Annotated in this window: 27 protein-coding genes and 2 pseudogenes; 11 read left to right on the plus strand and 18 right to left on the minus strand. The window is 59.4% G+C overall.

The window, feature by feature from the left end:
* Window positions 1–26 precede the first annotated feature (26 nt).
* The 12 genes from ACQZ60_RS01085 to ACQZ60_RS01140 form a co-directional block, all read right to left on the minus strand.
* Window positions 27–665 carry a 5'-methylthioadenosine/S-adenosylhomocysteine nucleosidase gene (locus ACQZ60_RS01085; RefSeq protein ID WP_448734624.1) on the minus strand — a complete coding sequence of 213 codons (639 nt, stop codon included), beginning with the start codon at window positions 663–665 and terminating at the stop codon, window positions 27–29.
* Window positions 662–1,111, minus strand: a complete 450-nt coding sequence (locus ACQZ60_RS01090) for a PaaI family thioesterase (RefSeq protein ID WP_425648005.1) — start codon at window positions 1,109–1,111, stop codon at window positions 662–664. Before ACQZ60_RS01090 ends, ACQZ60_RS01085 begins: the two co-directional genes overlap by 4 nt.
* A 78-nt stretch (window positions 1,112–1,189) precedes the next feature.
* Window positions 1,190–1,642: a TspO/MBR family protein gene (locus tag ACQZ60_RS01095; RefSeq protein WP_448734625.1), complete on the minus strand. Its 453-nt coding sequence runs from the start codon at window positions 1,640–1,642 to the stop codon at window positions 1,190–1,192.
* A gap of 51 nt (window positions 1,643–1,693) precedes the next feature.
* The gene (locus tag ACQZ60_RS01100; RefSeq protein ID WP_448734626.1) at window positions 1,694–2,788 is read right to left on the minus strand and encodes a DUF1513 domain-containing protein; all 1,095 of its coding nucleotides are present in this window, start codon (window positions 2,786–2,788) and stop codon (window positions 1,694–1,696) included.
* A 4-nt stretch (window positions 2,789–2,792) separates the two neighbouring features.
* Window positions 2,793–3,914 (minus strand): imelysin family protein, encoded by a 1,122-nt coding sequence (locus ACQZ60_RS01105; protein ID WP_448734627.1) that lies wholly within the window; start codon window positions 3,912–3,914, stop codon window positions 2,793–2,795.
* Window positions 3,914–5,437: a di-heme oxidoreductase family protein gene (locus tag ACQZ60_RS01110; RefSeq protein ID WP_448734628.1), complete on the minus strand. Its 1,524-nt coding sequence runs from the start codon at window positions 5,435–5,437 to the stop codon at window positions 3,914–3,916. The genes ACQZ60_RS01105 and ACQZ60_RS01110 overlap by 1 nt, the downstream gene beginning before the upstream one ends.
* A gap of 58 nt (window positions 5,438–5,495) precedes the next feature.
* Window positions 5,496–6,773, minus strand: coding sequence for an imelysin family protein (locus ACQZ60_RS01115; protein WP_448734629.1), 1,278 nt, complete (start codon window positions 6,771–6,773; stop codon window positions 5,496–5,498).
* A 155-nt stretch (window positions 6,774–6,928) separates the two neighbouring features.
* Window positions 6,929–8,218 (minus strand): RsmB/NOP family class I SAM-dependent RNA methyltransferase, encoded by a 1,290-nt coding sequence (locus ACQZ60_RS01120; protein ID WP_448734630.1) that lies wholly within the window; start codon window positions 8,216–8,218, stop codon window positions 6,929–6,931.
* Between the two features lie 61 nt (window positions 8,219–8,279).
* Complete coding sequence (locus tag ACQZ60_RS01125; protein ID WP_003503862.1) at window positions 8,280–8,648, minus strand: septal ring lytic transglycosylase RlpA family protein; 369 nt, start codon at window positions 8,646–8,648, stop codon at window positions 8,280–8,282.
* A 428-nt stretch (window positions 8,649–9,076) separates the two neighbouring features.
* Window positions 9,077–9,949 carry an SDR family oxidoreductase gene (locus ACQZ60_RS01130; protein WP_448734631.1) on the minus strand — a complete coding sequence of 291 codons (873 nt, stop codon included), beginning with the start codon at window positions 9,947–9,949 and terminating at the stop codon, window positions 9,077–9,079.
* Between the two features lie 3 nt (window positions 9,950–9,952).
* Entirely contained in the window at window positions 9,953–11,104 is a 1,152-nt protein-coding gene (gene queG, locus ACQZ60_RS01135) for a tRNA epoxyqueuosine(34) reductase QueG (protein ID WP_448735303.1), read from the minus strand.
* A 130-nt stretch (window positions 11,105–11,234) separates the two neighbouring features.
* Window positions 11,235–11,927: a glutathione S-transferase family protein gene (locus ACQZ60_RS01140; protein WP_003520121.1), complete on the minus strand. Its 693-nt coding sequence runs from the start codon at window positions 11,925–11,927 to the stop codon at window positions 11,235–11,237.
* Between the two features lie 159 nt (window positions 11,928–12,086).
* On the opposite strand from ACQZ60_RS01140, the gene ACQZ60_RS01145 reads away from it, so the two are divergent.
* Window positions 12,087–12,893, plus strand: coding sequence for an undecaprenyl-diphosphate phosphatase (locus ACQZ60_RS01145; protein ID WP_080852772.1), 807 nt, complete (start codon window positions 12,087–12,089; stop codon window positions 12,891–12,893).
* A 602-nt stretch (window positions 12,894–13,495) separates the two neighbouring features.
* On the opposite strand, the gene ACQZ60_RS01150 is transcribed toward ACQZ60_RS01145, so the two are convergent.
* From ACQZ60_RS01150 to dnaN, 6 genes are all read right to left on the minus strand, one after another.
* Window positions 13,496–14,476, minus strand: coding sequence for a complex I NDUFA9 subunit family protein (locus ACQZ60_RS01150; protein ID WP_448734632.1), 981 nt, complete (start codon window positions 14,474–14,476; stop codon window positions 13,496–13,498).
* Window positions 14,477–14,597: 121 nt separating this feature from the next.
* The gene (locus ACQZ60_RS01155; protein ID WP_003520118.1) at window positions 14,598–14,885 is read right to left on the minus strand and encodes a DUF1330 domain-containing protein; all 288 of its coding nucleotides are present in this window, start codon (window positions 14,883–14,885) and stop codon (window positions 14,598–14,600) included.
* Window positions 14,886–14,905: 20 nt separating this feature from the next.
* Complete coding sequence (gene pyrF / locus ACQZ60_RS01160) at window positions 14,906–15,613, minus strand: orotidine-5'-phosphate decarboxylase (RefSeq protein ID WP_196378115.1); 708 nt, start codon at window positions 15,611–15,613, stop codon at window positions 14,906–14,908.
* Window positions 15,614–15,617: 4 nt separating this feature from the next.
* Window positions 15,618–16,214 carry a histidine phosphatase family protein gene (locus ACQZ60_RS01165; RefSeq protein WP_448734633.1) on the minus strand — a complete coding sequence of 199 codons (597 nt, stop codon included), beginning with the start codon at window positions 16,212–16,214 and terminating at the stop codon, window positions 15,618–15,620.
* A gap of 95 nt (window positions 16,215–16,309) precedes the next feature.
* Window positions 16,310–16,903: a phospholipid N-methyltransferase PmtA gene (gene pmtA / locus ACQZ60_RS01170; RefSeq protein ID WP_003520115.1), complete on the minus strand. Its 594-nt coding sequence runs from the start codon at window positions 16,901–16,903 to the stop codon at window positions 16,310–16,312.
* A gap of 193 nt (window positions 16,904–17,096) precedes the next feature.
* Complete coding sequence (gene dnaN, locus ACQZ60_RS01175) at window positions 17,097–18,215, minus strand: DNA polymerase III subunit beta (protein WP_031233744.1); 1,119 nt, start codon at window positions 18,213–18,215, stop codon at window positions 17,097–17,099.
* Window positions 18,216–18,482: 267 nt separating this feature from the next.
* On the opposite strand from dnaN, the gene rsmI reads away from it, so the two are divergent.
* From rsmI to gshB, 10 genes and pseudogenes are all read left to right on the plus strand, one after another.
* Window positions 18,483–19,424: a 16S rRNA (cytidine(1402)-2'-O)-methyltransferase gene (gene rsmI, locus ACQZ60_RS01180; RefSeq protein WP_020809802.1), complete on the plus strand. Its 942-nt coding sequence runs from the start codon at window positions 18,483–18,485 to the stop codon at window positions 19,422–19,424.
* The gene (locus ACQZ60_RS01185) at window positions 19,414–19,782 is read left to right on the plus strand and encodes a YraN family protein (RefSeq protein WP_020809801.1); all 369 of its coding nucleotides are present in this window, start codon (window positions 19,414–19,416) and stop codon (window positions 19,780–19,782) included. Before rsmI ends, ACQZ60_RS01185 begins: the two co-directional genes overlap by 11 nt.
* 34 nt (window positions 19,783–19,816) lie before the next feature.
* Window positions 19,817–19,957, plus strand: a pseudogene (locus ACQZ60_RS01190) (maltose acetyltransferase domain-containing protein); the annotation flags it as partial.
* Window positions 19,958–20,179: 222 nt separating this feature from the next.
* Window positions 20,180–20,344 (plus strand): annotated as a pseudogene (locus tag ACQZ60_RS01195) (DapH/DapD/GlmU-related protein); the annotation flags it as partial.
* Between the two features lie 120 nt (window positions 20,345–20,464).
* Entirely contained in the window at window positions 20,465–21,763 is a 1,299-nt protein-coding gene (locus ACQZ60_RS01200; RefSeq protein ID WP_020809799.1) for an extracellular solute-binding protein, read from the plus strand.
* 83 nt (window positions 21,764–21,846) lie between these two features.
* Entirely contained in the window at window positions 21,847–22,815 is a 969-nt protein-coding gene (locus ACQZ60_RS01205; protein WP_020809798.1) for an ABC transporter permease subunit, read from the plus strand.
* An 11-nt stretch (window positions 22,816–22,826) separates the two neighbouring features.
* Window positions 22,827–23,669, plus strand: a complete 843-nt coding sequence (gene ugpE, locus ACQZ60_RS01210) for a sn-glycerol-3-phosphate ABC transporter permease UgpE (protein ID WP_020809797.1) — start codon at window positions 22,827–22,829, stop codon at window positions 23,667–23,669.
* Between the two features lie 10 nt (window positions 23,670–23,679).
* Window positions 23,680–24,780 (plus strand): sn-glycerol-3-phosphate import ATP-binding protein UgpC, encoded by a 1,101-nt coding sequence (locus tag ACQZ60_RS01215; protein WP_020809796.1) that lies wholly within the window; start codon window positions 23,680–23,682, stop codon window positions 24,778–24,780.
* 109 nt (window positions 24,781–24,889) lie between these two features.
* On the plus strand, window positions 24,890–25,402 hold the full coding sequence (locus tag ACQZ60_RS01220; protein ID WP_035264088.1) for a cupin domain-containing protein: 513 nt from the start codon (window positions 24,890–24,892) through the stop codon (window positions 25,400–25,402).
* Between the two features lie 243 nt (window positions 25,403–25,645).
* The gene (gene gshB / locus ACQZ60_RS01225) at window positions 25,646–26,605 is read left to right on the plus strand and encodes a glutathione synthase (RefSeq protein ID WP_003503823.1); all 960 of its coding nucleotides are present in this window, start codon (window positions 25,646–25,648) and stop codon (window positions 26,603–26,605) included.
* Window positions 26,606–26,770 lie beyond the last annotated feature (165 nt).

The raw sequence follows: 26,770 nt of genomic DNA on the forward strand, positions 1-26,770 counted from the left end.
CGGAAATTTGCGAAAATCGCAAGGTTCTAAAGGGCAATCACGCCGTCCTCGATGGCGCGGCAAAGCCGATGGACGGCATCCGCCAGCTTTTCATCGATGATGTGCAGGTACTCCGTCCAGTCGTCCACATGGTTCACATCCACCTTGCCATCGGAAATGCCGCGCAGACTGACGAGCGGTACGCCGAAGCGCTGGCAGGCCCTTAATACCGCAAAGGTTTCCATTTCCACCATATCGGCGTCGATCAGCCCGTAGGCCTCGCCCGAAACGACATTGGCGCCCGTGGAAAGCCGCGCCTCGGCAATTTCGGGTATCCGCAAAGGCAAGGCCACTTCGGCGGGCAGATCGAGCAGCGGCGTGCAGCCCTTTTCGAAACCGAAGGCGGAGGCGTCCATGTCGCGATAGGAAACCGAAATCGCCTGATAGATGCCGGTTTGCTCCAGCGTCCGCGAACCGGCGGAACCGAGCGAAACGACGAGGTCGGGCAGGTGATCGGCCGCATCGAGACCGACAAGAACGGCCGTGACGGCAATCGCCGCCTCGACCGGGCCGATACCGGTCATCAGCGGCGCAATGCGTGCCTGAAGATGTGGGCCGTATTCGGGGGAAGCCGCCATGACGAAGAGGACGGATTTATCCGCAACATGCAAAAGCCGGTAGCTCATCCGGTAATATCCTCGCGCCCCTTCACCACCATCATCGTCCCCGTCATGGAGGCGATCAGCTTCGTCGGTCCGTCGGACAGCGCATAGGCGCGGCCATCGGCGACGATCAGGTTGTTCCCTGGCTTGATGATCTCGCCGCGAAAGAGGAACCGCTCGCCGCGCCCAGGCGACATGAGGTTGACCTTGAACTCGATGGTCAGCAGCGAGGCTTCCGGCTCGATAATCGTATAAGCGGCATAGGTGCAGGCCGTATCCAGACCGGCGGCGATGACGCCCGCATGCAATATGCCGTGCTGCTGCGTCAGCTTTTCATGAAAAGGGAGCTCGATTTCCACCAGCCGGTGTTCGATACGGCTGATCTCGGCGTTAATCGCCTGCACCACGCCCTGCCGCGCAAAGCTTCTTTCTATCCGCTGACGAAAATCGCCGGGATCCGTGATCTCCATGGCCTACCTGCCTGCTTCTGCCTCATCGCAAACTGACATGGCGTGTGGCGGCAGGCAAGGCAAGGGCGGTGCGGGGATTTAGTTCAACATGCCGATGCTTGCATTCAGCACCGTGGCAAAGGCGACCCACACGGCATAGGGCACGAAAAGCCACATGGATATGCGGTCACGGCGGTAGGTGAGCGCCACAAAGGCGACGATGCAGATCAGCATCGGAACGATGATGATGAGTGCACCCGCCGGGCTTTGCATTCCGAAAAAAATCGGAGACCATAGGAAGTTCAGCACCATCTGCGTGAACCAGAGCCGCATGCGCGTTCCCATCGGCTTGCGGATCCATGTCCGTGCGCCGGCAATGCCGATCAGCACGTAAAGCGCGGTCCAGACAGGCCCGAAAATCCAGTTGGGCGGATTGAAGAAAGGCTTCTGCAGCGATTGATACCATTCGCCGGGCACATTGTTGACGCCGATCAGCGCCCCCACGGCAACAACAGCAACCACAAAAACGACATAGACGGCAAGGTTTCTCATGATCCGTCCAATGCGCCGGCCGGGCTTTTGTTCCCCTTTCTTTTCAGTATTTTAGCTGGGCAGACGCACGATGTGCTGGTCCCACGCCACGTCACTGCGCCGGGTCTCGAAAAAGCCGTCATAGGAAGAAACCGCAATGCCTCTTGCGGCGGGCGCGACGCCTGCCGCTTCCCGCACGGTCGTCTCGGAAACGACGCGCCCGGTTTTCGCATCCAGCGTCACGGCGGCGTTGCCGTTGGGCGATGTCAGGCCCACCAGCCCATCGCGCCGGTTGACGGCAATGGCCCCGACATAATTGGCAAGGCGCACCGTCGTTTCTTCCGGCAGATCGACGAAGGTAAGAGCCGCGCCCTTGGAGAAATGGCCGACAAGCGGCGGGAGATCGTTGCGCGGTCCCTCATATTGGCAGGCGAACCAGATACGCCCGTCATCGCCGAGATCGACATGGCGGGTGGAAAGCTGCCGCAGATGCGCCGGCATGGCGTGTTTCTGGATCACTTGCCCGGTCGAGGCGTCCAGAAGCACGAGGGACGGCTGCATATTGTCGATATTGAGCTTGGTTCGGCCGAAATCCGGATGGGTTTCGATGCCGCCATTGGCGATCACGATCAGCCGGCCGTCATCGCTCACCGTCATGTCATGCGTGCCGATGCCATGCGCATCATATTCGCCGATGCGGGCAAAGCCGTTGCGGGCGTCATAGAGCCCGATAACACCGCGATTGCCGTCGAAGTCGTTTTCGCTGGCATAGAGGATTGTTCCGTCAGGGGAAAATTGCCCATGGCCGTAGAAGTGGCGGTTTTCCGGCGTGTGCATCACGATCGGTTCGCCGCGCCGCGCGGGGTCGAAGGCCATGAAGAAGGTGCCGGGCCGGCGCGCAAAGGCCACGGTCATGCCGGTCGCGTGGCTCGTCGCCATTCCATGGGCGCGGGCAGGAAGCGCGACGCGGTCAATGATCTCGCCGCGCTCGCTCACCGTCGCAATGCCGTAGGACCCGTCGCGGGCCCGGAAGGCGGAGGCAAAGACCGCGTCTGTCCGCTCAAGCGCATAAAGTGAACGGGGAGCCAGCGCGGCGAGGAAGGGAACTCCCGCCGCTTTGATGAAGTTGCGCCGATCTATCAGCATCCGTTTGGTGCCGGAGATCATCGGCTCAGTCCCCATCGGCGAAGGAAAAGCCGGAGCTGAGGCCGATGGCGCCGCCATATTGATCGTTCAAGCGGTAGATCAGGTCTTTGCCATTGAGCAGCAGATAATCCACCTTGGCGCGCTGATCGTCCTGATCCAGTGCCTTTTGCACATCCGTATCGATGGTCCCGGCAACGCGGATCATCGATTTGGCGATGAAATCGATGGAGTTGACGATGGAGCGTTGATCGGGCGGTACGAGTTCGGCCATATCCGCCGTGTGCAGCAGCGTCTGAACCGCCTTGATGTTGGTGGAAATGCTCTGCCATGTCAGGCCGGAGCGCCAGTAAATGGCGGTGCGGGGAAATCTTGCCTTGTCCGGTCCCTTGTAGAAGGTTTCGATCCGCTGGTCGCGAATGGCTTCGGAGCCATGGACGAGAATGCCGAGCAGGGCGACCAGCGCCTCGCGCTCGTCACGAAAGACGGGGTTGTCTGCTCCGGGCTGCGTCCAGTTTTTCTGCGCGCCCTCAGGCGCATTCCAGCTGTCGGAAAGTTCCGCCGCCACATTGGCGATATTACCGGCGATGGCCGCACCGTAACGGCAGCGGAAATCACCCTTCCTGTCGAGCAACTCTTCCGCTCCGGTTCCGTAAAGCACGAACTCAAGAGCGCCGAGCCCCTGCGCCGCAACGCTCTTGCCGCTGAGGCCATCCGCACTCGTGACGCTCTCGTCCTTTTCGGTGAGATAACGCTGCACCTGTTTCAGCCCGAGACCCTTCTTGTCGGGATAATAAAGCACGCGTTCGAAACGGTTCTTCTCGATGACAGGGCCGACACGCACGATCTCGATGGTCGACCAGCTTGACACCGTATCGGCAAAGGCAGCCTTGGCCGCTGCTGCGGTCGTTTCGGAGGGGGCGGTGCAGAAAGCTTTCATGCGGCCTTCCAGCGTCTCCGCCGACTGCCGGAAGCGGTCATAGCCGGGACGGATGAAGCCGTTCACCGCCTTTTCCATCACGCCTCGCACCTCAACCGGGTCGAGCGGCGGCGGCGGCATCAGTTCCACATCCTGCGCCCTCGCCGGCGGCGTGGTCAAAAGCAGCAGCACGGACATGACGCCGGAAATTTTTCGCATGGCATTTTTCATCAAAGGGACTCCAGAAAGGCCAGCAAAGCCTGCCGGTCGGATTTTTGCAAGGCGGCAAAGGCGTCGCGCGCTTTTTGCCCTTCGCCGCCGTGCCACAATATCGCTTCCGTCAGGCTGCGCGCCCGCCCGTCATGCAGGTAAAAACCGTTGCCATTGACCTTTTGCGTCAGGCCTATGCCCCAGAGCGGCTGGGTTCGCCACTGTCTGCCGTTTGCTTCGCCCACCTGCTGGCCATCGGCAAGTCCTTCGCCCATGTCATGCAGCAGAAAATCGGAATAGGGCCAGATCAGCTGGAAAGAATGCATGGGGTCGGCAGCGTCGCGGCGTGTGACGAATTTCGGGGTGTGGCAGGCCGTACAGCCGGAGGCGTAGAAAAGCTGCTTTCCCTGCAGGACCGTCGGATCATCGACGTTGCGGCGGCGCGGCACGGCGAGATTTTCGGTGTAGAAGGTCACGAGGTCGAGAACCGGATCGGGCGCCTCCACCGGCCCAAGCCTTAGCTGCACGCCGGTCGGCATGGCAAGACATTCCTTCTGGACGTCCGTGCAGTCGCCATAGGCATTCGGCGCATCCGGTGTGGAAATGCCGATATCGTGGGAGAAGGCGCCGGCGCTCTGGTCTCGCACGCTCGCATTCTGCGCTTTCCAGCCAAACCGCCCGAGTTTCACCTCGCCGGTGCGATGGTCTTTGACCCATGCGGGACGCCCGGCAATGCCGTCGCCATCATTGTCGTCCGGGTCGGCCCTGGCCAGAATATCGGTCTCGGCAATGGCCTCGATCAAGCCAAGACCGAGGGTGGGCATGGCGATGCGCGCCGAAAGCGTCGTGTCGGCACCGAGCGGGCCATGTTGCAGGTTCGCCACGGCATAGTCGGGCTTGCGCAGCATCACCACCTCACCATCCGCCAGCTGAAACGGCTCTTCCGTATAGGCGATGACCGGTTTGCCTTCGGCGGCGAGGCCGGGAATGGCCAGGTTCTGAAGCTGCCGGCCATAGGTCTCATCGGGAAAATTTAAGGTCTGGTGGCTGGCAATGGCCTGTCGTTCGGCTTCATTGCGCGCCGGTCGCGCCAGTCGCAGAAACAGCGAGACGGCATCTTCTCCGGCAAGTGGCGGTCGACCCCTGCCATCCTTCACATGGCAGGTCTGGCATGATCGAGCGTTAAACAGCGGCCCGAGCCCGTCCGAGGCCTGTGTGGAAGAGGGGGAGGAGACCCAGAGCTTCTGGAACAGTGCATTGCCGAGCTTGAAATCCTGCTTCCGTTCGAGCGGCATTGTGGCGGAAGGATGGGAGAACGCGCCGCTGTCGGCCTTGCTGGTGCTGGTCGTCGCTCCGCCGGCCATGGCCTCGAAAGGTTCCGGCCCGGTAAAATCCGCCGTTGGCACAGTCACGGCCAGCACACGGCTTCGATCTTTCTCCGTCAGGTCGTCCCGAAGCGGTTCGGCAAGCGCCATCGACGCCACAAGGCAGGCTGCCCCGGCGAAGAAGAATGGCTTGCGGATCGGCGGCAGCAAAAATTGCATGACAATAAGGGCGGGTGAAAAGTAACGGGCCGCAGCGATCTGCGGCCCGTTTTACCGCTTATTTGAAGACGGCGTTCGGATTGTCGAGGCTGTCGGAGCCTTCAAGCTCGATCTTGCCGAGATCGAGCGCCGCGATGACGCGTTCGACAGTCTTTGTCTGGTCGAGAAGGCCGTCGATGGCCGTCTGAACCACGGCGTTGCCTTCCTTATTGCCTTCGCCGATCATCTGGTCATAGGCCTCGACGGTCTGCGCGCGCTTTTCCATGGCATGCATGGCGTCGAGCGTCTTGTTCAGCTTCGCCAGCATCTCGTCGTTCAGCGCCTTGTCCTTGGCGCCGACCAGTTCCGACAGCGAGGCGCCCGTCATCTTCGTTCCGTCCACGCGGGTATAGTCGCCGGTATAGGCCGAGGCGATGCCGATCGCGTCGTAAAGATGGGAATTGTAGGTGTTGTCGGAGAAGCAATCGTGCTCCTCTTCCGGATCGTGCAGCAGAAGGCCGAGCTTCATGCGTTCACCCGCCAGCTCGCCATAGGAGAGCGAACCCATGCCGGTGAGAATGGCGGTCAGGCCCGCTTTCGGATCGGCTTCCACCGTTTTCGTGGCTTCGCCTTCCGGCGCCCAGGCATCCACCATCTCCTGAAGATCCTTGATCAGCAGGGTCGAGGCGGATTTCAGGTAGTCGGCGCGGCGGTCGCAATTGCCGTTCGTGCATTTCGCCTTGTCGTAATCGGTGTAGGAGCGGTTGCCTGCGCCCGGTCCGGTGCCGTTCAGATCCTGACCCCAAAGCAGGAATTCGATGGCGTGGTAACCGGTCGTCACATTGGCTTCGACATCGCCCGCCTCGTGCAGGCTTTCGATCAGCTCGGGGGTGATCTTGGAGGCGTCGACCTCTTCACCGCTGATCTTGATCTTCGGATTGGCGATGATGTTGGCAACGTAAAGCTCGTTCTCGTCGCTTTCCGTGCCATAAGAACCGTCGACATAGTCGATCAGGCCTTCATCCAGCGGCCAGGCATTCACCTTGCCTTCCCAATCGTCGACGATCGGGTTGCCGAAACGATAGACTTCCGACTGCTGATAGGGAACGCGGGCCTTGATCCATGCTTCCCGGGCGGCCTTCAGGGTTTCTTCGCTCGGCGTTGCGATCAGCGCATCGATGGCCTTGTCCAGCGCCTTCGCCGTGGTCAGCGAATCCTCATATTTCGCATGCGCGACATCGGCATAATGCTTGACGACGGCGGCCGCGTCGGTGGCGGCCCGGGCTGGGAGCGCGGTGAAAGCCGCAGATGCGGCGAGAAGCGCAAAAGAAGCGCTGAGAATGGTTTTGCGGATCATGATCCCTCTCCTTCGGCAGGCGTGAAATGACTTCGCGCCGCGGCAAGCGAGTTCTGACCCAATCACAAACTTGTGTCAAACATTCTAGTTTAGAATGCTTTGAAACAAGACCTGGTGTTGTTTTCCAAGTAAAATCAGTGCTTGCAAAGACAGCGTTATGCTTTGCGTTTCATCAAGCAGAAGAAGAAGCCATCCGTATCTGTGGTTGCAGGCGTCAGCGTCACTGTCTTGCCGTCGGAAGAATGCGGTTTATTCGCGTTGCCGCCGAAAGTCGTCTGCCAGCGTTCCAGTGCGGAGCCGATGGAAAATTCCGGATTTTCCGCGCAGAAACGCTTTACCTGCTGCTCGTTTTCTTCGGGCAGAACTGAACAGGTGACATAAAGCAGCTCTCCGCCCGGGCGTACGAACCCCTTGGCCTGTGAGAGCGCCTCGCCCTGCTGCTGCACGCGCTCTTCCAGATTACGGGCCGTCAGCCGCCATTTGGTGTCCGGCCGGCGGCGCCATGTCCCGGTGCCGGTGCAGGGCGCGTCGACCAGAACGCGGTCGAATTTTTCCTCAAACGGCGTCAGGCCGGAGGCGCGGTCGTGTACCTGCACATTGCGCGTGCCGGCCCGCTTCAGCCGTTCGATGATCGGCGCAAGGCGCTTGCGGTCGGCGTCAAAGGCGTGGACCTGGCCCTTATTGTTCATGCTGGCAGCCATGGCCAGCGTCTTGCCGCCGCCGCCCGCGCAATAATCGAGGATCTGTTCGCCTTCATGCGCACCTGCAAGATCGGCAACAATCTGCGAGCCCTCGTCCTGCACTTCGAACCAGCCTTTCTGGAAGGACAGTTCGGCGGTGACGTTCGGCAGGCGGGAAGGGCCCTCGCCGGCGGGAATGCGCACGCCCTGCCGGGCGATACGTGTGGCTTCCGCGCCGCTTTCTTCCAAAGCCTTTAGCACCTTGTCGCGCGTCGCTTTCAAGGTATTGGCGCGCAGATCAAGCGTGGGTCGCTCGTTCAGCGCCTGAGCCTCAGTGAGCCAGCGCTCTCCGAATGCCGTTTCGAGGGAAGATTGTACCCATTCGGGTATGTCGCCCTGAATATGGGCCGGTGCGTCAGCGAGGGAGCGGGAGAGAAAGGCCTGCTGCCTTTGTTCATCCGGTGCGGCGGGGGCGAATTTGTCGCCGTCGAATTCCGTCAAAAGGTCCGAAAAGCTCTTGCCCCATTGGCGCAGCAGCACGGCATAACCAAGCGAGGCAGCGCTGTCGTCATCCATCAGCCAGGCGTGCGACAGTTTCATGCGCAGCGCGTCATAGACGATGTTGCCGATTGCAGCCCTGTCGCCGGAGCCGGCGAAACGATGGGCAAGGCCCCAATCTTTCAGAGCATCGGCGACGGGACGCCTGCGTCCCTCAATATCCGCCAATACTTCGATTGCTCCGGCCAAACGCCCGCCTAAACGCATTGTCTACCTCGTTCTTGTGCTAAGCCCGGTTGGTAGACGCGAATGGCGGCGAGGGCAAGGCTCAATCGGCCTTGACGATCTCGTAGCAGACCTTGGCGGTGCCGGAGTTGATCATGCCGATGTTCTTGGCGGCTGCCTTGGAAAGATCGAGAACGCGGCCCTTGATGAACGGCCCACGGTCATTGATGCGCACCACAACGGCTTTGCCATTGCGCGCATTGGTCACCTTGACCTTGGTGCCGAACCGCAGCGAGCGGTGGGCGGCGGTCAGGTTGGCGGCGTTCATGCGCTCACCCGAAGCAGTCTTGGAGGTCAACGCATACCACGATGCGCCTCCACAACCATTTGCCGCATTCGCCTGAAGAGGCGCAATGATGGAACAGGCGGCGATAGTTGCAGCGGTGAAAGTTATACGACGGATATTCAACAAACTGTGCTTCCCTGAAAATCGGCCCCGCGCCGATTGATTGTGCCCTTGCTAAACGGCCATGAACTGGCCTGAACGCCTTTTGATGCGAGATTGTAGGGCGAGGGAAAAATGGCGAAAAAAAGCTGACCTCAAATCACGAACTGTTACAGTCTGTAATATTCGTGATCGTTAGCCGGAAAGCTGCCGGCAGGACATCCTGGCCAAAAGCTGGAAAAAATAACGCAGAATCAATGGATAACGGAAATGCTGTTGCAGGTCACGGCTTCGTGAATCCAGTTCACGAAATGTGAGTGAAATATTTTTCTAATGACTACGATTTTAGTGATTTTTGGATGGTTAATAAAATCCTAATTGGCTGAAATAAGACGAAAACCATCCGCAAAAGCGGGATTGGAAGGATTTTTCATCGCTTTTCAGGGTGGAGTTTTTCAGCCTCGCCAGAGGCCGTTTTCCCACAATTGTCTGAGGGAGAACCTGTACTCCGGAAAGCGGAAATCGAAGCCGAGATCGCGCATTCTGGCATTGGAAACGCGCTTGTTCTCGCCATAAAAAGAGCGCGCCATCGGCGTCAGATCGGCGGTCTCGAAGGCCTGCTCGGGTGGCGGTTCCACACCCATCAGCGCTGCTGCGAAACTCACCACATCCTGCGGCGGACAGGGTTCGTCGTCGGTCACGTTGAAGATGCCGCGTTCGTTTTTCCGTGCCAGAAAGGCAAGTGCGGCGCCGATATCCTCGACCCGGATGCGATTGAACACCTGGTCTTTCTTGACCAGCCGCCGTGCCGTTCCCTTCTCGAAATTCATGAAGGCATTGCGTCCAGGGCCGTAAATTCCGGAAAGGCGCAGGATGGAAAGCGGCACTGCCGCCTTTTCCGCTGCCGCAGTCCAGGCGGTTTCCGCAGCCACCCGTTCCACGGATCGCGCGGAGACCGGGCGGCAGGGCGTTGTCTCGTCCACCCAGGCGCCGCCATGGTCGCCATAAACGCCGACGGTGGAAAGATAAGCGACCCATTTCAGATTGGGCATGAGCTTTTTCAGATCGCCGCCCAGAAGCGCAAGCAGCGGATCGCCATCCTTGCCCGGCGCGACGGATTGTACGAGATGCGTGATATTGCCCATTGCGGCGACGAGTTCGTCATTGAGCTGAACGCCGTCAAAGAGGAAGGGCGTCATGCGTGCGGCGACGAGGTTTGGGAACTTGTCCTGGCTGCGTGTGGTGCCGGAAACGCTCGCTGCTTCGGTTCTCAGCGCGTTAGCGATGGCTTTGCCCGAATATCCCGCGCCGAAAATCATCACATGCATGCGTCACGCCTCTGCCAGTTGCCATTCCATTTCCGCCTCCGGATCAGGCTCCGGCGCGCGACCGGCAGAGTATGTACGGAATTCGTCCCTGTCCATAAGCCGTGACAAAGCCCATGCGGCCATGCCGCGTACTTCGGGCGAAGGGTCGGTTTCGGCAAGCGCCTTGCATCGTTCGATGAATTGCCGGTCTGCGGAGTTGCCCGCCGCGATCAGCACATTGCGGATGAAGCGATTGCGGCCGATGCGCTTGACGGGTGAGCCGCTGAAAAAACCGCGAAAGGCGGCGTCATCGAGCGTGAGCAGGAAGGCGATGGAAGGTTCCTTCAGATCCTCGCGCGCCTGCAATTTCATCTCGGAGGCGCTAGCCGCGAATTTATTCCACGGACAGGCGGCAAGGCAGTCGTCGCAGCCATAGATGCGATTGCCGATCATCGGCCGGAATTCGTGCGGGATCGGCCCCTTGTGCTCGATGGTGAGATAGGAAATGCAACGGCGCGCATCCAGTTGATAGGGTGCGGGGAAAGCGGCCGTCGGACAGGCATCGAGACAGGCGCGGCAGGAGCCGCAATGGTCCCTCTCGGCCTCGTCAAGACAGAGTTCGGCCGTGGTGAACATGCTGCCGAGAAACAGCCAGGAACCATGGGTGCGGCTGACGAGATTGGTGTGCTTGCCCTGCCAGCCGAGACCGGCGGCGGCGGCAAGCGGTTTTTCCATTACGGGAGCGGTATCGACAAAGACTTTCACATCCTCGCCGGCGCGCGCGGCAAAACGGGTAGCGATTTCCTTCAGCCGCCCCTTGATGACGTCGTGATAATCACGATTGCGGGCATAGACCGAAATGGCAGCCTTGTCGGGTTTGGAAAGCAGGCCGCGCGGATCTTCTTCCGGACCGTAGTTCAGCCCGAACATGACGATGGAGCGCACGTCTCCCCACAGCGTTTTCGGCTCTGCCCGGCGGGCCTCGGTTTCTTCCATCCACGCCATCGTGCCGTGATAGCCCTTGTCGAGAAACTGTCTCAGCCGTTCGGGTGCGAGCGGAATGCTGTCTGGGGCAGTGATGCGGCAGAGATCGAAGCCAAGCGAAAGCGCTTCCTGACGAACGAAGTCCGTCAGTTTACGCGCGCGTATCCGCTGCTTTTCGCTCGCGACGTCGATGGTCGTCTCTCCTGCGGGTTATTCTGCGGCATATATAATGCATGTCGCCCGAAAGTGTGCAGCGGTTTCGGGACAACGACATGCTTTAGATACAGCCGCGCGCCACAGCAAATAACCGGAAGGGCAGACCTCAGAAGTCCAGATCGGCGTAGTGGGAGGAGGGGGCAAGGCGCGGAATGCGTTCGCTGAGGAACGGCCGGAAGGAGGGCCGGGATTTCACCCGCTGATACCATTCCTTGGCAATCGGCGCTTCGAGCCAGTTGATCTCACCGAGATAATCCAGCACCGAGACCGCGGCAGCCGCGGCAAGATCGGCATAGCTCAACCGGTCGCCGGCGAGCCAGGTGCGCGAGCCGGCCAGCCATTCCAGATATTTGATGTGCTGGCGAATGTTGTTGCGGGCGGTGCGCAGCAGCTTGGAATCCGGCGGTCCGCCACCCTGCGCCGCCGTCATCTGCAATTTATAGACCCGTTCCCGCACCAGCGGCCGGGTCACGTCGTTTTCCATCTTCTGCAGAAACCATTCCGTCAGGCGGCGGATTTCCGCGCGCTGAAACGGGTCTTCGGCAAGAAGCCGACGGTCGCGCTTCAGAACCCCGTGCGTTTCATCGAGAAATTCCGCAAGCACATAGGGCCCGCTCAGCGAGCGCATATTGTCGTCCAGATAGACCGGCAGGGTGCCGGCCGGATTGAGCGCCAGAAACTCCCGCCGTCTTTCCCACGGCTGCTCCTCTACGAGATCGGTCTGGAACCCGTATTCCGCGAGGATCAGACGAACGAACCGGGATGCGGTCGACATCGGAGAGTGATAGAGAGTTGGCATCGGTACTCAATTTTTACGATTGGTTGTCATGATCGGCATTTGCCGAAAAACTTTTTCAGTTTCGCTTCATCAAGACGCTATAAGAGCTTGGCTACTTTAAAACAAGTTTAACGCAATTGCCTTCCATTGCCACTTTCCCCCTGAAAAGAAGGATACCTCATGGGTGACCAATCGATCATCAGCGCGCTTCTGCTGGGCATTATCGAGGGTCTGACGGAGTTCATTCCCGTCTCCTCAACGGCGCACGTGCTGCTGGCCGGGCATTTCCTCGGCTTTAAATCACCCGGCAACACCTTTGCCGTTCTTATTCAGCTTGGTGCGATCCTTGCGATCCTTCTTGTTTATTTTCAAAAGCTTGTGTCGATTGCGCTCGCTCTGCCGACAAGTGCGAAAGCGCGCCGCTTCGTGCTGGCCGTTGCTCTCGCTTTCCTGCCGGCGGCGATAATCGGCGCTTTGGCGCATGACTTCATCAAGACCGTGCTGTTTGAAACGCCGATGCTTATCTGCGTGGTGCTGATCATCGGCGGCGTCATTCTGCTCGGCGTCGACCGCATGCCGCTGAAGCCGAAATATACCGACATCATGGATTATCCGCCGTCGCTTGCCTTCAAGATAGGTCTCTTCCAGTGCCTTGCGATGATTCCCGGCACGTCGCGGTCCGGCGCCACAATCGTCGGGTCGTTGCTGATGGGAACGGACAAGCGCTCCGCCGCCGAATTTTCGTTCTTCCTGGCGATGCCGACCATGCTCGGCGCTTTCACGCTCGATCTTTACAAGAACCGCGATGCGCTGAGCTTCGATGACGGCGCGCTGATCGCCGTGGGCTTCATCGCCGCTTTCGTCTCGGGCCTCTTCGTCGTTCGCTCTCTGCTGGATTTCGTATCGCGGCGGGGCTTTGCACCCTTCGCCTGGTGGCGCATCGCCATCGGTTCGCTGGGACTGATCGCGCTTCTGGTTCTGGGTTGAACCAGGGGCGGGAATAATCTCCGTTTGCGACGAACGAACAGAAAAAGCGCCCCCGGAGAACCGGCGGCGCTTTTTCTTTGAAACTTTTAAAGGCCAATCAGTTGGTGCTGATCGAAGCCGTTGCGCAGGGGTCGACGCCATAGGCGGGAGCGCAACCGCTCTTACCCGCTGCAACCGTTCCCGGCGCCATGAAAGAACCCGCCAGAACCACCAAAGCCGCACACGCAAAAAAGAGTGCGATAGATCTGCCCATTTTATGATTGCCTTTCAGACGTTCGTTCGCGCGGATCATGCCGCCGTGTGTGAATTGAGTGGTCGGGATATGTTTGGAATGTGGCGAATATCAATAAAGCAGCTTGTTGAATACCGGGTTAATACGAAGTCTTTTCCACAGTTGCGCTTGTGCCACGCTTGCCTGTGGAGGCCAGACCGCCGTTAACTTTTACCCGGCTTTGCAAAGCAGCCCTGGTTCATTCAACACCTCCCCTGCAGTTGAGGGGAAAATGCACGAATAGCGGTTTGGTTGCAATTGAATTGCGCAAAAACAAAAAGCGGGAATGGCTCCCGCTTTCGTTTATGGTCGATGAGGCTGAAGATGGGCTTCAGGCCGCTTTTCCGGCATTGGAGAACTGGCCGTGCGGGCGGTATTGCACCATGTAGGAAGGCAGAATGGACGCGACGCGAACGGGAGTGATGCCGATGCCTTCCAGCGTCAGGCCGTTCTTTTCGGCGTCAGCGGAAACGACATTGTCCTTTTTCAGCATAGTCACTTGATCGGGCGTCAGCGGCGGCGCAATCAGCGGCACCATTGAAGCGATCTTGCCAATCATCGACGCGACGCCGAAGGGCAGGTTGACGAAGGGGCGCTCCCGATAGGTCGCGGCAAGAACCGCCTCGAGACAGTCACGGAACGTCATGACATCCTGACCGCCGAGTTCATAGATCGCGCCGGGCTTCAGCTTGCCATCGACGCCAAGGGCGACGGCCTCCGCGACATCCTCGACATAGACCGGCTGGAACCTGGTTTTCCCGCCGCCGATCAGCGGCAGGAACGGCATGCTGCGGGCCATCTTTGCGAACTTGTTGAAGAAATCGTCTTCCGGTCCAAAAATGATCGACGGGCGCAGGATCACGGCGTCAGGCAGGATGGAATGAATGGCAGCCTCGGCGCGGCCCTTGGTGCGGCCATAACCGGTCGGCGAACTGGCATCCGCGCCGATGGCGGAGATATGCGTCAGCGTGGCGCCGGCATCGCGGGCCGCCTCGGCAATGGCTTTTGCGCCGAATTCCTGTACGGCGTCAAAGGTGTTGCGGCCGCTTTCGGTCAGGATGCCGACGCAATTGACCACATGGTCGGCGTCTTCCACGGCTTTGACGATGGAATCGCGATAACGCAGGTTCGCTTGGGCGAAGGAAATCTGGCCGACATTGCCGAGCGGCTGCAGGAAACCGGCGAGATCCGGGCGGCGCACGGCGACGCGGATGCGATAACCGCGCTTCGCAAGTATCCGCACGACATGCCGCCCGACAAAACCCGAACCGCCGAAAACGGTGACGAGGGGTGGAAGGTTGGCCAAGGTCATGGGAGGCTCCTCAGAAGCTGTCGATAAAGCGTTTTTCAGTCTCTTAGCCCAAAGCCGCGCGCGCGTGAAGAGATGTTGTCGCGAGGCCGGAAGCCGGTTTGGGAAATGCGGTTGACGGTCGTCAAATTCCTTCGACGATCATCATCTCCGCATCCGCGACTTCCTGGCGGATTTTGGCCGCGGCCTGATATTCGGGAGAATTATAGCAGTCGATGGCGTGTTGCACCGAGGGGAACTCGATGACGACGTTGCGTGCACGCGCCTTGCCCTCCAGCTCGGTCAGCGCGCCGCCACGGGCCAGGAAATTGGCGCCGAACCGCTCGAAAGCGGGCTTTGCCGTCGTGACATAGTCCTTGTAACGCTCACTATCGCGCACATCGACGCGGGCGATCCAATATCCCTTTGCCATTTCATCTCCTCCGATTGTCGTTACTGATTGGCCGGAAAGCTGGCGCGCAGCATGTCGTCAAGAATGGCGCGGGCCGCCGCTTTCGGGTCTTCCGCCCTGACGATCGGGCGGGCGACGACCAGATGGCTCGATCCGGCCTTGATGGCGTCATAGGGTGTCATCACCCGCTTCTGATCGCCCAGATCCGCGCCGGCCGGGCGAATGCCGGGGGTGACGACGGCAAGGTCCGGACCGAGGATTTCGCGCACGGCGGTCGCTTCTTCCGCCGAACAGACGATGCCGCCCATGCCCGCCTCGCGTGCCTGCTCCGCTCGGCGCAGCACCAGCGAACGGGCGTCAGAGGCATAACCCGCCTCGGCGAGATCGACGTCGTCCATCGAGGTCAGCACGGTGACGCCCAGCAGGCAGAGACCGGAGCCTTCGGCGGCCTTGACGGCAGCGCGCATCGCTTTGGGATAGGCATGTAGCGTCAGCATCGACATGCCCATGCGGGCGATGTTTTCGACACCGGAGGCGACGGTGTTGTCGATATCGAGCAGCTTCATGTCGAGAAAGACCTTCTTGCCGCTCTGGACAAGGTCGCGCGCGAATTCGAGACCGCCGGCAAAGACCAACTGATAACCGATCTTGTAGAACAGAACCTCGTCGCCGATTTTCGACACGATGTCTTCGGCTTGCTGCACAGTCGGAACATCCAGCCCGACGATGAGTTTTTCGCGCGCGGTCATTGTCTTATCCCTGCCATGTTTCCATTGCCGTCCAGTCGCATGTGGGGGACGCGGCTGCAAGTGAAAAGTCGGCGATGGAGAAGCGAAAGAGATTGCCGCCGCCGGGCGGCTGGTCCTTGCTGCGGCTGATGCCGCGGCCTTCGATATGGCATTTCAGAAGCGTACCCACGCCACCATGGCCGACAAAGGCAATCGGCTGCTGCGGGTCGTGCCGGTCAAGAATGGCCTTGACCGCCCTGACGATCCGCGCCTGCGCGTCGATTGCACGCTCCCAGCCGTGAAAGCTTTCCTCGGGATGGGCGAAGAACCAGTCCGCCGCCTTTTCGAATTCCGGCGGCGGCAGGAAGCCGGTGGCGGACCGGTCGTTTTCATGCATCGCCTCGACGATGTCCATTTCCGCCCCGGAGGTTTCAGCCAGGATGCGGGCGGTTTCGATCGCCTTGGTTTCGGCACTGGAAACGATGCGGCGCAATGACCGTGCCCAGGGCAGGCGGCTTGCCTCGCGCGTCCGCTCGGCCCCCCTGTCCGAAAGCCCCCATTCGGGAACGGGAACAGCCGGATCGATCTTGACCTGGGGGTGGGTGATGTAGAGCGCATGCATGGCAATCGGTCCTCAAGGACGATGGAAAGGGCAAATCGACACCCTAACCATTCGTCACGACCGGGAAATGACGGGTTCCGGCACTCTGTCGAATATCAGGCCCGCGTATAGGTCCACAATTGCGCCGGCGGAATATTGCGCACGATGAAATCGAAATGGCGGATGTGGTAGAGATGCGGCTGCGCGACGATGGGGGAAATCGGTCCGTAGGATATCTGCACGACGGGGCGGCCATGGGGCACGCGCTTCAGCAATTCGTCGAGAAGCTTGATACGGGCGGCCATGGGGAAATTCAGCATCGGCACCGCGGAGACGACGCTGTCGAACATCTGGCCCTTGTGTTCGCCAAGCGTCGCATCGAGATCGAAGGCGTCGCCATTGACGAAATTGACGCCCGGATAGCTCCTGAGCAGCTGATTGTAGAAATCGGTCGAATATTCGATGGCGGTCAGGTTCTCCGGCTTGATGCCGCGCGCCAGAATGGCCTTGGTGATGACGCCGGTGCCAGGGCCGAGTTCGAGAACCGGCAGGCCGGAATGGGGATTGATGACACTCGCCATTTTTTTCGCCGTGATGGACGATGTCGGCACAATGGCCCCGACTTTTTTCGGCTGGCTGACCATGCCCTTGAAAAAGCGGATTTCTTCTTCAAATTTCTGTTCAAGCCGTTGCTTCAGGTTAAGTGCCATAGTTCCCTCAGATGCTTTTGGTCATTGTCAAAAAACTGTTACGCAATGTTGATCCCATTTGGCGCAAAAACAAGGCAAAATGTCGTAACTGGAAAAATTCGCTTACGGTTCGAAATGCGCTGTCGCCGAATCAAAAAAAGCCGGTGAAGCGTTCCACCGGCTTTTTTGATGAAATTTGCGGAAAATTCCCGTTTCAAACGCGCATCGGCATCAGAACATAAAGCGCATCGTCACCGGCGGTGTCGCGAACGAGCGTCGGCGAGCCGGCGTCGGCCAGCAGGAAAATCGCGTCGTCGCCGGAAAGCTGCGAGGTGATGTCGAGGAGATATTTGGCGTTGAAGCCGATTTCCATCGAATCATTGTCGTAACCGACAGCCACTTCTTCCGTAGCACTTCCCGAATCCGGGTTGTTGACGGTCAGCGTCAACTGGCCGTTGGTGAGCGCGAGCTTCACGGCGCGGCCGCGCTCGGAAGAAATGGTCGAGACGCGGTCGACAGCCTGCGCGAAGGTCTGGCAATCGACGCGCATTTCCTTGTCGTTGCCGGTCGGGATCACGCGCTGGTAATCCGGGAATGTGCCGTCGATCAGCTTCGAGGTCAGAACGACCGAACCGATGGTCAGGCGGATTTTTGCATCCGAGACTTCGACGGTGACTTCCAGCTCAGGGTTGTCCATCAGCTTCTGCAGCTCGCCGACGGTCTTGCGCGGAATGATGATGCCCGGCATGCCTTCGGAACCGGAAGGCGCATCCACATCGGCGCGCGCCAGGCGGTGGCCATCGGTCGCGACGGCGCGCAGCTTCAGGTCGCCATTGCTTTCGATGGTATGGAAGAAGATGCCGTTCAGGTAATAACGCGTTTCTTCGGTCGAGATCGCAAATTGCGTCCGGTCGATCAGCATCTTCAGGTCGGTCGCCTTCAGTTTGAAGGTGTGGCTGAAGGTGCCGGCGGTCAGATCAGGGAAATCCGTTTCCGGAAGGCATTGCAGCGAGAATTTCGAGCGGCCGGAAGCAACCGTCATCGAGGAGCCGTCCGGATTGGTCGCCAGAAGCACCTCGGAACCGTCCGGCAGCTTGCGCACGATTTCATAAAGCAGATGCGCCGGCACGGTGGTGGCGCCTGCCTGCTCCACCATGGCCGGTGTCGCTTCGGTGATTTCGAGATCGAGGTCGGTCGCCTTCATGTCCAGATTGGCGCCGGAGGCGCGCAGGAGGACGTTGGACAGGATCGGGATCGTGTTGCGACGCTCGACGACCCGGTGGACGTGGTTCAGCGATTTCAGAAGGTTCGACCGCTCAAGAGTAATACGCATGGACGCTACCGCTTTCAACCGTTGCGAACCGGCCACCGCCGGATCGGCAAGAAGAGTCTTCACCGGCCAGAAAGCCGGATAATGTGGACGGGCAAAATGGCAGAGTTATTGCAGGAAATGCAAGAGCCGAGTGCATCTGCCGCGGGTCATTTTGCTGCTATACAGCATGATCCACAGGCTGGGGGCGTCCGTGGACCTTGTTCGTCGGTTTTCTATTGCCCATAAAGAGAGGAAACCAGAGCGACCGGCCGCGAATAATCGGCCAGAATGATTGGAAGCCGTGTGACGGAAGAAATATCGAACAGCGACTTGAGAGATGCGACAAAGAGCTTCAGGATCGGCACGGCCACCATTCCGGCGCGGCCGCTGGAGCCTGCGCTCTATCTCGTGGCCACGCCCATCGGCAATCTTGGCGATATCACCATCCGCGCGCTGGAAACGCTGGCCTCGGCCGATGTTCTCGCCTGCGAGGATACCCGCGTCACCCGCATCCTGCTCGAACGTTACGGCATCCGCACCCGCCCGCTCTCTTATCATGAGCACAATGCAAACGAAGCGGGGCCGAAGCTCATTGCGGCGCTTGAGGCGGGAAAATCCGTGGCGCTGGTCTCGGATGCCGGAACGCCGCTCGTTTCCGATCCCGGTTACCGCCTCGGCCAGCTCGCGCTCGAGGCCGGGCATCGTGTCGTGCCGGTGCCGGGAGCATCCGCGCCGCTCGCCGCCCTCGTGGGTTCGGGAATGCCGAGCGACGCTTTCCTGTTTGCGGGCTTCCTGCCGGTGAAGGATCGCGGCAAGCGCGACCGTTTTGCCGAACTCGCGAAAATTCCGGCCACCTTGATCTTCTTTGAATCGCCGCATCGCATCGGCGCTTCCGTCAAGGTCGCGTCCGAAGTGCTCGGCCGCGACCGCCGCGCCGTGGTCTGCCGCGAGCTGACCAAGACCTTCGAGGAGTTCCGACGCGGCACGCTGGGCGAGCTTGCGGATTATTACGGTGGTGACCGTGTGGTGAAGGGTGAGATCGTGCTTCTGGTGGAGCCGCCCTCCTATGACGAGATTCCCGATATCGAGGATGTCGAGAAGCTGCTGAAGGATCTCGTCGCCACCATGCCCGCCGCCAAGGCGGCAGGCGAAGCGGCGAAGCTGACGGGCCTGCCGCGCAAGGAGCTTTATCAAAGGCTGCTGGATATGAAGGAAACGGATGGCCGCTGAGGGGCGAAGCAATAAAAGGCGCAAGGCCGAGCGACGTGGCCACGCCGCGGAATATTGGGCGGCACTTTATCTGCTGCTGAAGGGATATCGTATCCTCGCCATTCGTTATCGCACCCGGCTGGGGGAAATTGATCTCATCGCCCGCAAGAAGGACCTCGTCGCCATCGTCGAGGTCAAGGCGCGAACGTCCGGCGAAGGTGCCGTGGATGCTGTCGGTTTCCATTCGCAGCAACGCATTCGAGCGGCGGCCGATCTATGGCTCGCCCGTCGCAAGGATGCCGCGCGGTTTTCGCTGCGTTTCGATATCATCGCCGTTTTGCCGCGACGCCTGCCGCAGCATTTTATCGACGCCTTTTAAGGGGAGGGAAACAATGTCCACCGAGCGGGAAAAAATGGCCGCGGGCGAATGGTACAGCTGCATGGATGCCGAGCTGGATATATTGCGCTGGCGGGCACGAGGGGCCGTCCACCAGCACAATACGATGCCGCCGGATGAGCGCGGGGCAATGGCCCCCTTGCTACGGGCTCTGTTCGCTTCTGTTGGCGAAGGGGCATTTATCGAAGCGCCGTTTCATTGCGCTTACGGCTTCAACATCACGCTGGGCAAAAATGTCTATCTCAATGCCGGCTGCACCATTCTCGATTCCGCGAAGGTTACGATAGGCGACGGTGCGATGCTCGGGCCTGCGGTGCAGATCTATTGTGCGGAACACCATCTGGACCCGGTGCCGCGAGCGCAAGGCATTGAAATCGCAAAGCCTGTCACGATCGGCCGTGATGTCTGGATCGGCGGCGGAGCGATCCTTCTGGCTGGCATCACCATCGGTGACGGAGCGATTGTCGGCGCCGGTTCGGTGGTGACGCGCAATGTGCCGCCGGGCGTGACGGTGGTTGGAAATCCGGCTCGGCCCATAAAGCGCATGGCCGACTGAGATTTTCGTCAGTCGCTGTAATAAATCTGACATCGAACTGTCAAAGAGGCGTCATGGAACGTCTCTATTCGCATCCTCATCCCAATAAATGGTGGAGAGGATTTAGTAATGTTGAAGAAGATTTCCATGGCCGCAGTGGCCGTCAGCATTTCGGCGACGTCTTCCATGGCTGCTACCAACATCACCTGGTGGCACGGCATGGGCGGCCGCAATGGCGAAGTCATCAACGAAGTCGCCCAGAAGTTCAATGAAGCCCAGAAAGAATGCGCTCTGACGCCGGTTTCCAAGGGCTCCTATGAAGAAGCCCTGGCCAGCGGCATCGCTGCTTTCCGCTCTGGCGAACAGCCGAACATCCTCCAGGTTTTCGATGCTGGCGCCGCCACCATCATCAACGCCAAGGGCGCTGTCATTCCCGCCGAAGATCTCATCAACAAGGCCGGTTACAAGTTCGACCGCGACGCCTTCATCAACGGCGTGCGTTATTTCTATGCTGCCGCTGACGGCAAGTTTGTCGGCATGCCGTTCAACTCCTCCGCCCCCATCATGTACGTCAACGACGAAGCCCTGAAGAAGGCCGGCGTCGAAGCCCCGAAGACCTGGGAAGAGTTCGAGCAGGTTGCGCCGAAGCTGAAGGAAGCCGGCTACATTCCGCTCGTTCAGTCGCAGCTCACCTGGCAGTTCACGGAGAACTTCTTCTCCCGCAACAACATCCAGTTCGCCACCAACAATAACGGCTACGACAGCGTCACCGACACCAAGCTCAAGGTCACCGACCCGAACCTCGTCATGATGTTCGACAAGCTGAAGGACTGGAAGGACAAGGGCCTGTTCGCCTATTACGGCGCCGGCTGGAACGACAACCAGAAGCCCTTCGAAGAAGGCAAGGTCGCGTTCTGGATCGGTTCTTCGGGCTCCTTCGGCGGCCTGCAGAAGACGGCGACCATGCCGTTCTCGGCAACCTTCCTTCCCTACTGGGGCTCCATCAAGGGTGCCGGCACCAACTCCTTCATCGGCGGCGCTGCGCTCTTTGCAATGTCTGGCAAGTCTGAAGCCGAAAACAAGTGCGTGGCCGACTTCTTCCAGTTCCTGACCTCGCCGGAAATCCAGGTCTTCTACCACAAGGCAACCGGTTACGTCGCCATCACCAAGGCCGCTTACGAAAAGGCCAAGGCTGAAGGCTTCTACAAGGAAAAGCCGGTCGCGGAAGTCGGTATCCAGCAGCTCTCGCTGCCGGGCGGCGAATGGTCCAAGGGCTACCGCCTCGGCTTCTACCCGCAGATCCGCGCCGTCATGGAACGCGAATATAACCGCATCTTCTCCGGCGAAGTTACGCCGAAGGCTGCTTTCGAGATCATCGAGAAGGAAGGCAACGACCTGCTCGCCCGTTTCGCCAAGACGGCCGGCTGATCGCCTGTTTCGAAACCAATGACCATTGCCGAGCCTCCTTTCCCACGGAAGGGAGGCTCGCTCTCGGATAAGGAAGCGCAAGCGTGGCCTATACATCGTCTCAACCGCGCCGGTTTTTGTCCGGCTGGTCCGCAAAGGCTGGAAAGCCAGCCAAACCTGTCGACGCCGGTATGAAGCGCGTGCAGTTCTCCTCGTCCTACGTACCTTACCTGTTTCTGGCACCGCAGCTTGCGGTGATTTTCATCTTCTTCTACTGGCCATCGGTTCAGGCCATACATTCGTCCTTCTATATCGAAGACCCGTTCGGTTTCGGCGCTTCCTTCGTCGGACTTGCCAATTATTCGGATGCGATCTTCAGCGCCGAATATCTCAGCATCGCCAAATTCACGGTTGTCTTCACCGTGCTGGTCACCTTCTTTTCGCTGGCGCTCGGCTTGCTGCTCGCCGTCAAGGCCGACGCGGTCATTCGCGGCAGCTCGACATACAAGACGCTGCTGATTTCCGTCTATGCCATCGCGCCGCCGGTCGCCGGTCTCATCGGCATGATGTTTTTCGACCAGCATATCGGCCCCTTCGTCAAAATGGCCGCATTCCTCGGTTGGGACATGAAGGTCGGCCTCAACTATTTCGATACGGCCTTCGCTATGATCGTCGTCGCGGTCTGGAAGCAGATCCCTTACAACTTCATCTTCTTCCTTTCGGGTCTTCAGGGCGTTCCGGTCTCCGTGCGGGAAGCTGCCGCCATCGACTGCCGTTCGGGCTTTCGCCGGTTCTGGACGGTGATCATGCCACTTCTGGCGCCCACGGCCTTCTTCCTGCTGATCATCAACATCACCTATGCGCTCTTCGACACGTTCGGCGTCATCGACGTGATGGTGAAGGACAAGGCGGCCAACAATCCGATCACGCTGGTCTACAAGGTGTTTCTGGATGGTTTCCGCGGCAATGACATCGGTGGCTCCTCGGCCCAATCCGTCATCCTGATGCTGGTCGTCTTCGTTCTCACCATCATCCAGTTCCGCTTCATCGAAAAGCGCATCCACTACAATTGAGGGAAAAGACCATGTACAAGACAAAACCCCTCGATCATCTGGTGCTGATCATCGGCGCGCTGTTCCTGATATTGCCGGTCATCGTGGCCTTCATGACCTCCACCCACACCGCTGCGGAAATCCACCGCAGCGGTCTGACGATGATTCCCGGTGACAATTTCATCGAGACTTATGAAAAGGTTCTGACCCAGAAAGGCGGCTTCACCGGGCAGATCACGGGTCTCAACATGGTGCTGAATTCGCTGATCCTCGGCATCGGTTTTGCCGTCGGCAAGATCGTCCTGTCAATGACGGCGGCCTATGCGATCGTCTATTTCCGGTTCCGGTTCGCAACGCTCGCCTTCTGGATCATTTTCACGACGCTGCTTCTGCCGCTCGAAGTGCGCATCATGCCCTCCTACGAGGTGATGAGCAAACTTGGCCTTCTGAACTCCTATACCGGCCTCATCGTGCCGCTTCTCGCTTCGGCGACAGGCACCTTCTATTTCCGGCAGTTCTTCAAATCCGTGCCGGAGGAGTTGCTGGAGGCTGCCCGCATTGACGGCGCAGGGCCGGTGAAATTCTTCATCGACGTTCTCATCCCGCTGTCCCGCACCATGATGGCGGCGATCTTCATCATCATGTTCGTTTATGGCTGGAACCAGTATCTCTGGCCCATGCTGATGACGACGGATGAGGGCTTCTTCACCCTGATGCGTGGCATCAAGTCGATCCTGCAGGTCTGGGTCGGTTCGCAAATTCCCGATTACAACGAAGCTTTCGCGCTCGCCGTGCTGGCTATGCTGCCGCCGGTGCTGATCGTCGTCATTTTCCAGCGCTGGTTCATCAAGGGCCTGACCGAAAGCGATAAATAAGGAGACCGAAATGGCCGCGATAGAAATCAGTCAGGTCTGCAAGGATTATCATGGCGGCGTGCGCGCCGTGCACCACGTCGATATCGACATCCGGGACGGTGAGTTCATCGTTCTGGTCGGCCCCTCCGGCTGCGGCAAATCCACGCTTCTGCGCATGGTCGCAGGGCTTGAGGATATTTCCGAAGGCACAGTGAAGATCGGTGACCGGGTGGTCAATCAGGCCGATCCGGCTGACCGGGATATCGCCATGGTGTTTCAGAACTACGCCCTATATCCGCATATGTCGGTGCGCCAGAACCTGGAATACGGGTTGAAGAACCGCAAGACGCCGAAGACGGAGATCGATGCGCGTGTGGCCGAAGCCGCGCGTATGCTGCAGCTCGAACCTTATCTGGATCGCAAGCCGCGCGCCCTTTCCGGCGGCCAGCGGCAGCGTGTCGCCATGGGTCGCGCCATCGTGCGCAAACCGGCGGCCTTCCTGTTCGATGAGCCCCTGTCCAATCTCGATGCCAAGCTGCGCGTTTCCATGCGCGGCGAGATCAAGCGCCTGCAAAAGCGCCTCGGCACCACCTCGATCTACGTCACCCACGATCAGCTGGAGGCCATGACGCTCGCCGATCGTCTTGTGGTGTTGAATGGCGGCCGTATCGAACAGATCGGCGCACCGCTCGATGTCTATCACACCCCTGCTTCGACCTTCGTTGCGAGTTTCATCGGCTCTCCCGCCATGAATTTGCTGAACGCCGAGTTGCATGGCGATAGCCTCGCCATTGGTCCGTCGCTCTTTGCGCTCAACGGTTTCGCGCCTGTCTCCGGCCCCGTAACGGTGGGCATGCGGGCGGAAGATTTCCGCCTCGCTGCGGCCGGTGAGCAGGGCTTCCCGCTTCGGGTCGATTACATCGAGGAACTGGGTTCGCAGCGACTTATCCACGGCATGATCGGCGACCAGAACCTGACAGTTGCTTTCCCGCCGGATGTCGAGGTTCCGTCTGCGCTCTCCGTCACGATCGCGCCGGAGAAACTGCATTTCTTCTCCAGCGAAACCGGCAAGCGCATCGCCGGTAAAGCCGAGCAGCTGGCGGCGCAGCCCGCGCAAATGGCGACGGCCTGAGCGCATCGCAGAAATCGGCGCGATGACTAAAATTGCGCCGATTGTCAAAACCGCTTCGTTACGATCCCGATGATAGAAGACCTCCAATATTTCACGGGGGTTTTCTAATATGTCCTTCAAAATGATGTTCGCTGCCGCAGCAACCATGGCGGTCCGGACCGTGCCGATATTGCCGGCCTATTTGCGCCGGTCAAAAGACGAGGCCGTCGTCAGCGCATCCTGCACCGATCTGCGGCTTCAGCCGGCCCCCATCAATCCGGAATGGATCATTTCCGGCAACCCCCAGGCGCGCGCGGCGGATCATTCCAGAAGCGGCGACCGTGCTTCAAGCACCGCCATGTGGGATTGCACGGCGGGGGAATTCCGCTGGTTCTTCGGCTGGGATGAAACCGTCTATATTCTCGAAGGCGAAGTGCATGTGACCGCGGAAGACGGTTCCATCAGCATCCTGCGGGTCGGCGATGTCGCCTATTTCCCTGCGGGAACATGGGCCACCTGGCGAGTGGATGATTATGTCCGCAAAGTCGCTTTCATGCGCCGTCCGTTCCCCAAGGCGCTCGCTTTTGCCTATCGCGTCAAGAACAAGCTGTTTGCCGGCCGTTCCTATAAGCTGGCGGCCTGAACCCATAAAACATTCCAGTCGGCGGGGCCTGCACGGCTTCGCCGACGGAATTGTGAAGGTTCAATAAAACTCACACAAACCACCGCTTGCAGCAGTTGCCTTTGAATGGTCGCTGCCCTACATCTTCAGGGTTTTCTGAAGCATTTCCGGGTTTCTACCGGTCCTGCAGGGAAGCTTGAAAAGGCGAGGCAATGGGCACCGCGGGCCGACAAAGCGTCCGCATGCTGCAAGAGGAACATGCGCATGGCGAAGATCAAGAACGTCGCGATCCAGATGGATCATGTCTCCGGCATCAATATCGCCGGTGACTCCACCTTCGCCATGAGCCTTGAGGCGCAGGCACGCGGATACCGGCTGTTCCATTATACGCCCGAGCGCCTTTCCATGCGCGATGGCAAGATTTACGCCACTGTCGAGCAGATGGAACTGCGCGACATCAAGGGCGACCATTTCTCGCTGTCCGAACCGGAGCGCGTCGATCTGTCGACCATGGATGTCATCCATCTGCGTCAGGATCCGCCATTCGACATGGCTTACATCACCTCGACCCATCTGCTGGAACGCATTCATCCGAAAACGCTGGTGGTCAACGATCCCGCCTGGGTCCGCAACTCGCCGGAAAAGATTTTCGTCACCGAATTCGCCGATCTGATGCCGAAGACGCTGATCACCAAGGATGTGGAGGAAATCGCCCGCTTCCGCAACGAAATGGGCGATATCATCCTCAAGCCGCTTTATGGCAATGGCGGTGCAGGCGTCTTCCATTCCGCGCGCGACGACCGCAATTTCTCTTCTCTGCTGGAGATGTTCGGCCAGATGTTCCGCGAGCCTTACATCGCCCAGCAATATCTGCCTGACGTCCGCAAGGGCGACAAGCGCATCCTCCTGGTAGATGGCGAACCGGTTGGCGCAATCAACCGCGTGCCCGCGGAAAACGACGCCCGCTCCAACATGCATGCCGGCGGCCGGCCGGAACCGACGGAACTGACGGCGCGCGAGAAAGAAATCTGCCGCCGCATCGGTCCTGCCTTGCGCGAGCGCGGTTTTCTCTTCGTCGGTATCGATGTGATTGGCGACTATATGACGGAAATCAACGTCACCTCGCCGACCGGCATTCGCGAAGTGCGGAAATTCGGCGGTGCCGATGTCGCAAGCCTGTTGTGGGATGCGATCGAGAAAAAGCGCGAAGCCCAGGATTTCTGAGGCGAGCTTTCGCCGGTCCAGCTTTGTTCCGCGAGTACAACTAGACACAACTAAAATACATCGTCAGCGAGAAATTGTTCGCTGGATGTTCTTGTTTTATTCTTTTCCCTGTGGCACGTTGCTTGCGGGTGGCCGCGGTAGGGCATGAAGCTCTGACTAGCGCGG

The organism is Agrobacterium sp. 22-223-1 (genome assembly GCF_053522385.1).

Bases quoted from the DNA above. Each gene is read 5' to 3' on its own strand.
- ACQZ60_RS01085 (WP_448734624.1), bottom strand. From the start codon at position 665: ATGAGCTACCGGCTTTTGCATGTTGCGGATAAATCCGTCCTCTTCGTC.
- ACQZ60_RS01090 (WP_425648005.1), bottom strand. From the start codon at position 1,111: ATGGAGATCACGGATCCCGGCGATTTTCGTCAGCGGATAGAAAGAAGC.
- ACQZ60_RS01095 (WP_448734625.1), bottom strand. From the start codon at position 1,642: ATGAGAAACCTTGCCGTCTATGTCGTTTTTGTGGTTGCTGTTGTTGCC.
- ACQZ60_RS01100 (WP_448734626.1), bottom strand. From the start codon at position 2,788: ATGATCTCCGGCACCAAACGGATGCTGATAGATCGGCGCAACTTCATC.
- ACQZ60_RS01105 (WP_448734627.1), bottom strand. From the start codon at position 3,914: ATGAAAAATGCCATGCGAAAAATTTCCGGCGTCATGTCCGTGCTGCTG.
- ACQZ60_RS01110 (WP_448734628.1), bottom strand. From the start codon at position 5,437: ATGCAATTTTTGCTGCCGCCGATCCGCAAGCCATTCTTCTTCGCCGGG.
- ACQZ60_RS01115 (WP_448734629.1), bottom strand. From the start codon at position 6,773: ATGATCCGCAAAACCATTCTCAGCGCTTCTTTTGCGCTTCTCGCCGCA.
- ACQZ60_RS01120 (WP_448734630.1), bottom strand. From the start codon at position 8,218: ATGCGTTTAGGCGGGCGTTTGGCCGGAGCAATCGAAGTATTGGCGGAT.
- ACQZ60_RS01130 (WP_448734631.1), bottom strand. From the start codon at position 9,949: ATGCATGTGATGATTTTCGGCGCGGGATATTCGGGCAAAGCCATCGCT.
- ACQZ60_RS01140 (WP_003520121.1), bottom strand. From the start codon at position 11,927: ATGCCAACTCTCTATCACTCTCCGATGTCGACCGCATCCCGGTTCGTT.
- ACQZ60_RS01145 (WP_080852772.1), top strand. From the start codon at position 12,087: ATGGGTGACCAATCGATCATCAGCGCGCTTCTGCTGGGCATTATCGAG.
- ACQZ60_RS01150 (WP_448734632.1), bottom strand. From the start codon at position 14,476: ATGACCTTGGCCAACCTTCCACCCCTCGTCACCGTTTTCGGCGGTTCG.
- ACQZ60_RS01155 (WP_003520118.1), bottom strand. From the start codon at position 14,885: ATGGCAAAGGGATATTGGATCGCCCGCGTCGATGTGCGCGATAGTGAG.
- pyrF (WP_196378115.1), bottom strand. From the start codon at position 15,613: ATGACCGCGCGCGAAAAACTCATCGTCGGGCTGGATGTTCCGACTGTG.
- ACQZ60_RS01165 (WP_448734633.1), bottom strand. From the start codon at position 16,214: ATGCATGCGCTCTACATCACCCACCCCCAGGTCAAGATCGATCCGGCT.
- pmtA (WP_003520115.1), bottom strand. From the start codon at position 16,903: ATGGCACTTAACCTGAAGCAACGGCTTGAACAGAAATTTGAAGAAGAA.
- dnaN (WP_031233744.1), bottom strand. From the start codon at position 18,215: ATGCGTATTACTCTTGAGCGGTCGAACCTTCTGAAATCGCTGAACCAC.
- rsmI (WP_020809802.1), top strand. From the start codon at position 18,483: ATGATTGGAAGCCGTGTGACGGAAGAAATATCGAACAGCGACTTGAGA.
- ACQZ60_RS01185 (WP_020809801.1), top strand. From the start codon at position 19,414: ATGGCCGCTGAGGGGCGAAGCAATAAAAGGCGCAAGGCCGAGCGACGT.
- ACQZ60_RS01200 (WP_020809799.1), top strand. From the start codon at position 20,465: ATGTTGAAGAAGATTTCCATGGCCGCAGTGGCCGTCAGCATTTCGGCG.
- ugpE (WP_020809797.1), top strand. From the start codon at position 22,827: ATGTACAAGACAAAACCCCTCGATCATCTGGTGCTGATCATCGGCGCG.
- ACQZ60_RS01215 (WP_020809796.1), top strand. From the start codon at position 23,680: ATGGCCGCGATAGAAATCAGTCAGGTCTGCAAGGATTATCATGGCGGC.
- ACQZ60_RS01220 (WP_035264088.1), top strand. From the start codon at position 24,890: ATGTCCTTCAAAATGATGTTCGCTGCCGCAGCAACCATGGCGGTCCGG.
- gshB (WP_003503823.1), top strand. From the start codon at position 25,646: ATGGCGAAGATCAAGAACGTCGCGATCCAGATGGATCATGTCTCCGGC.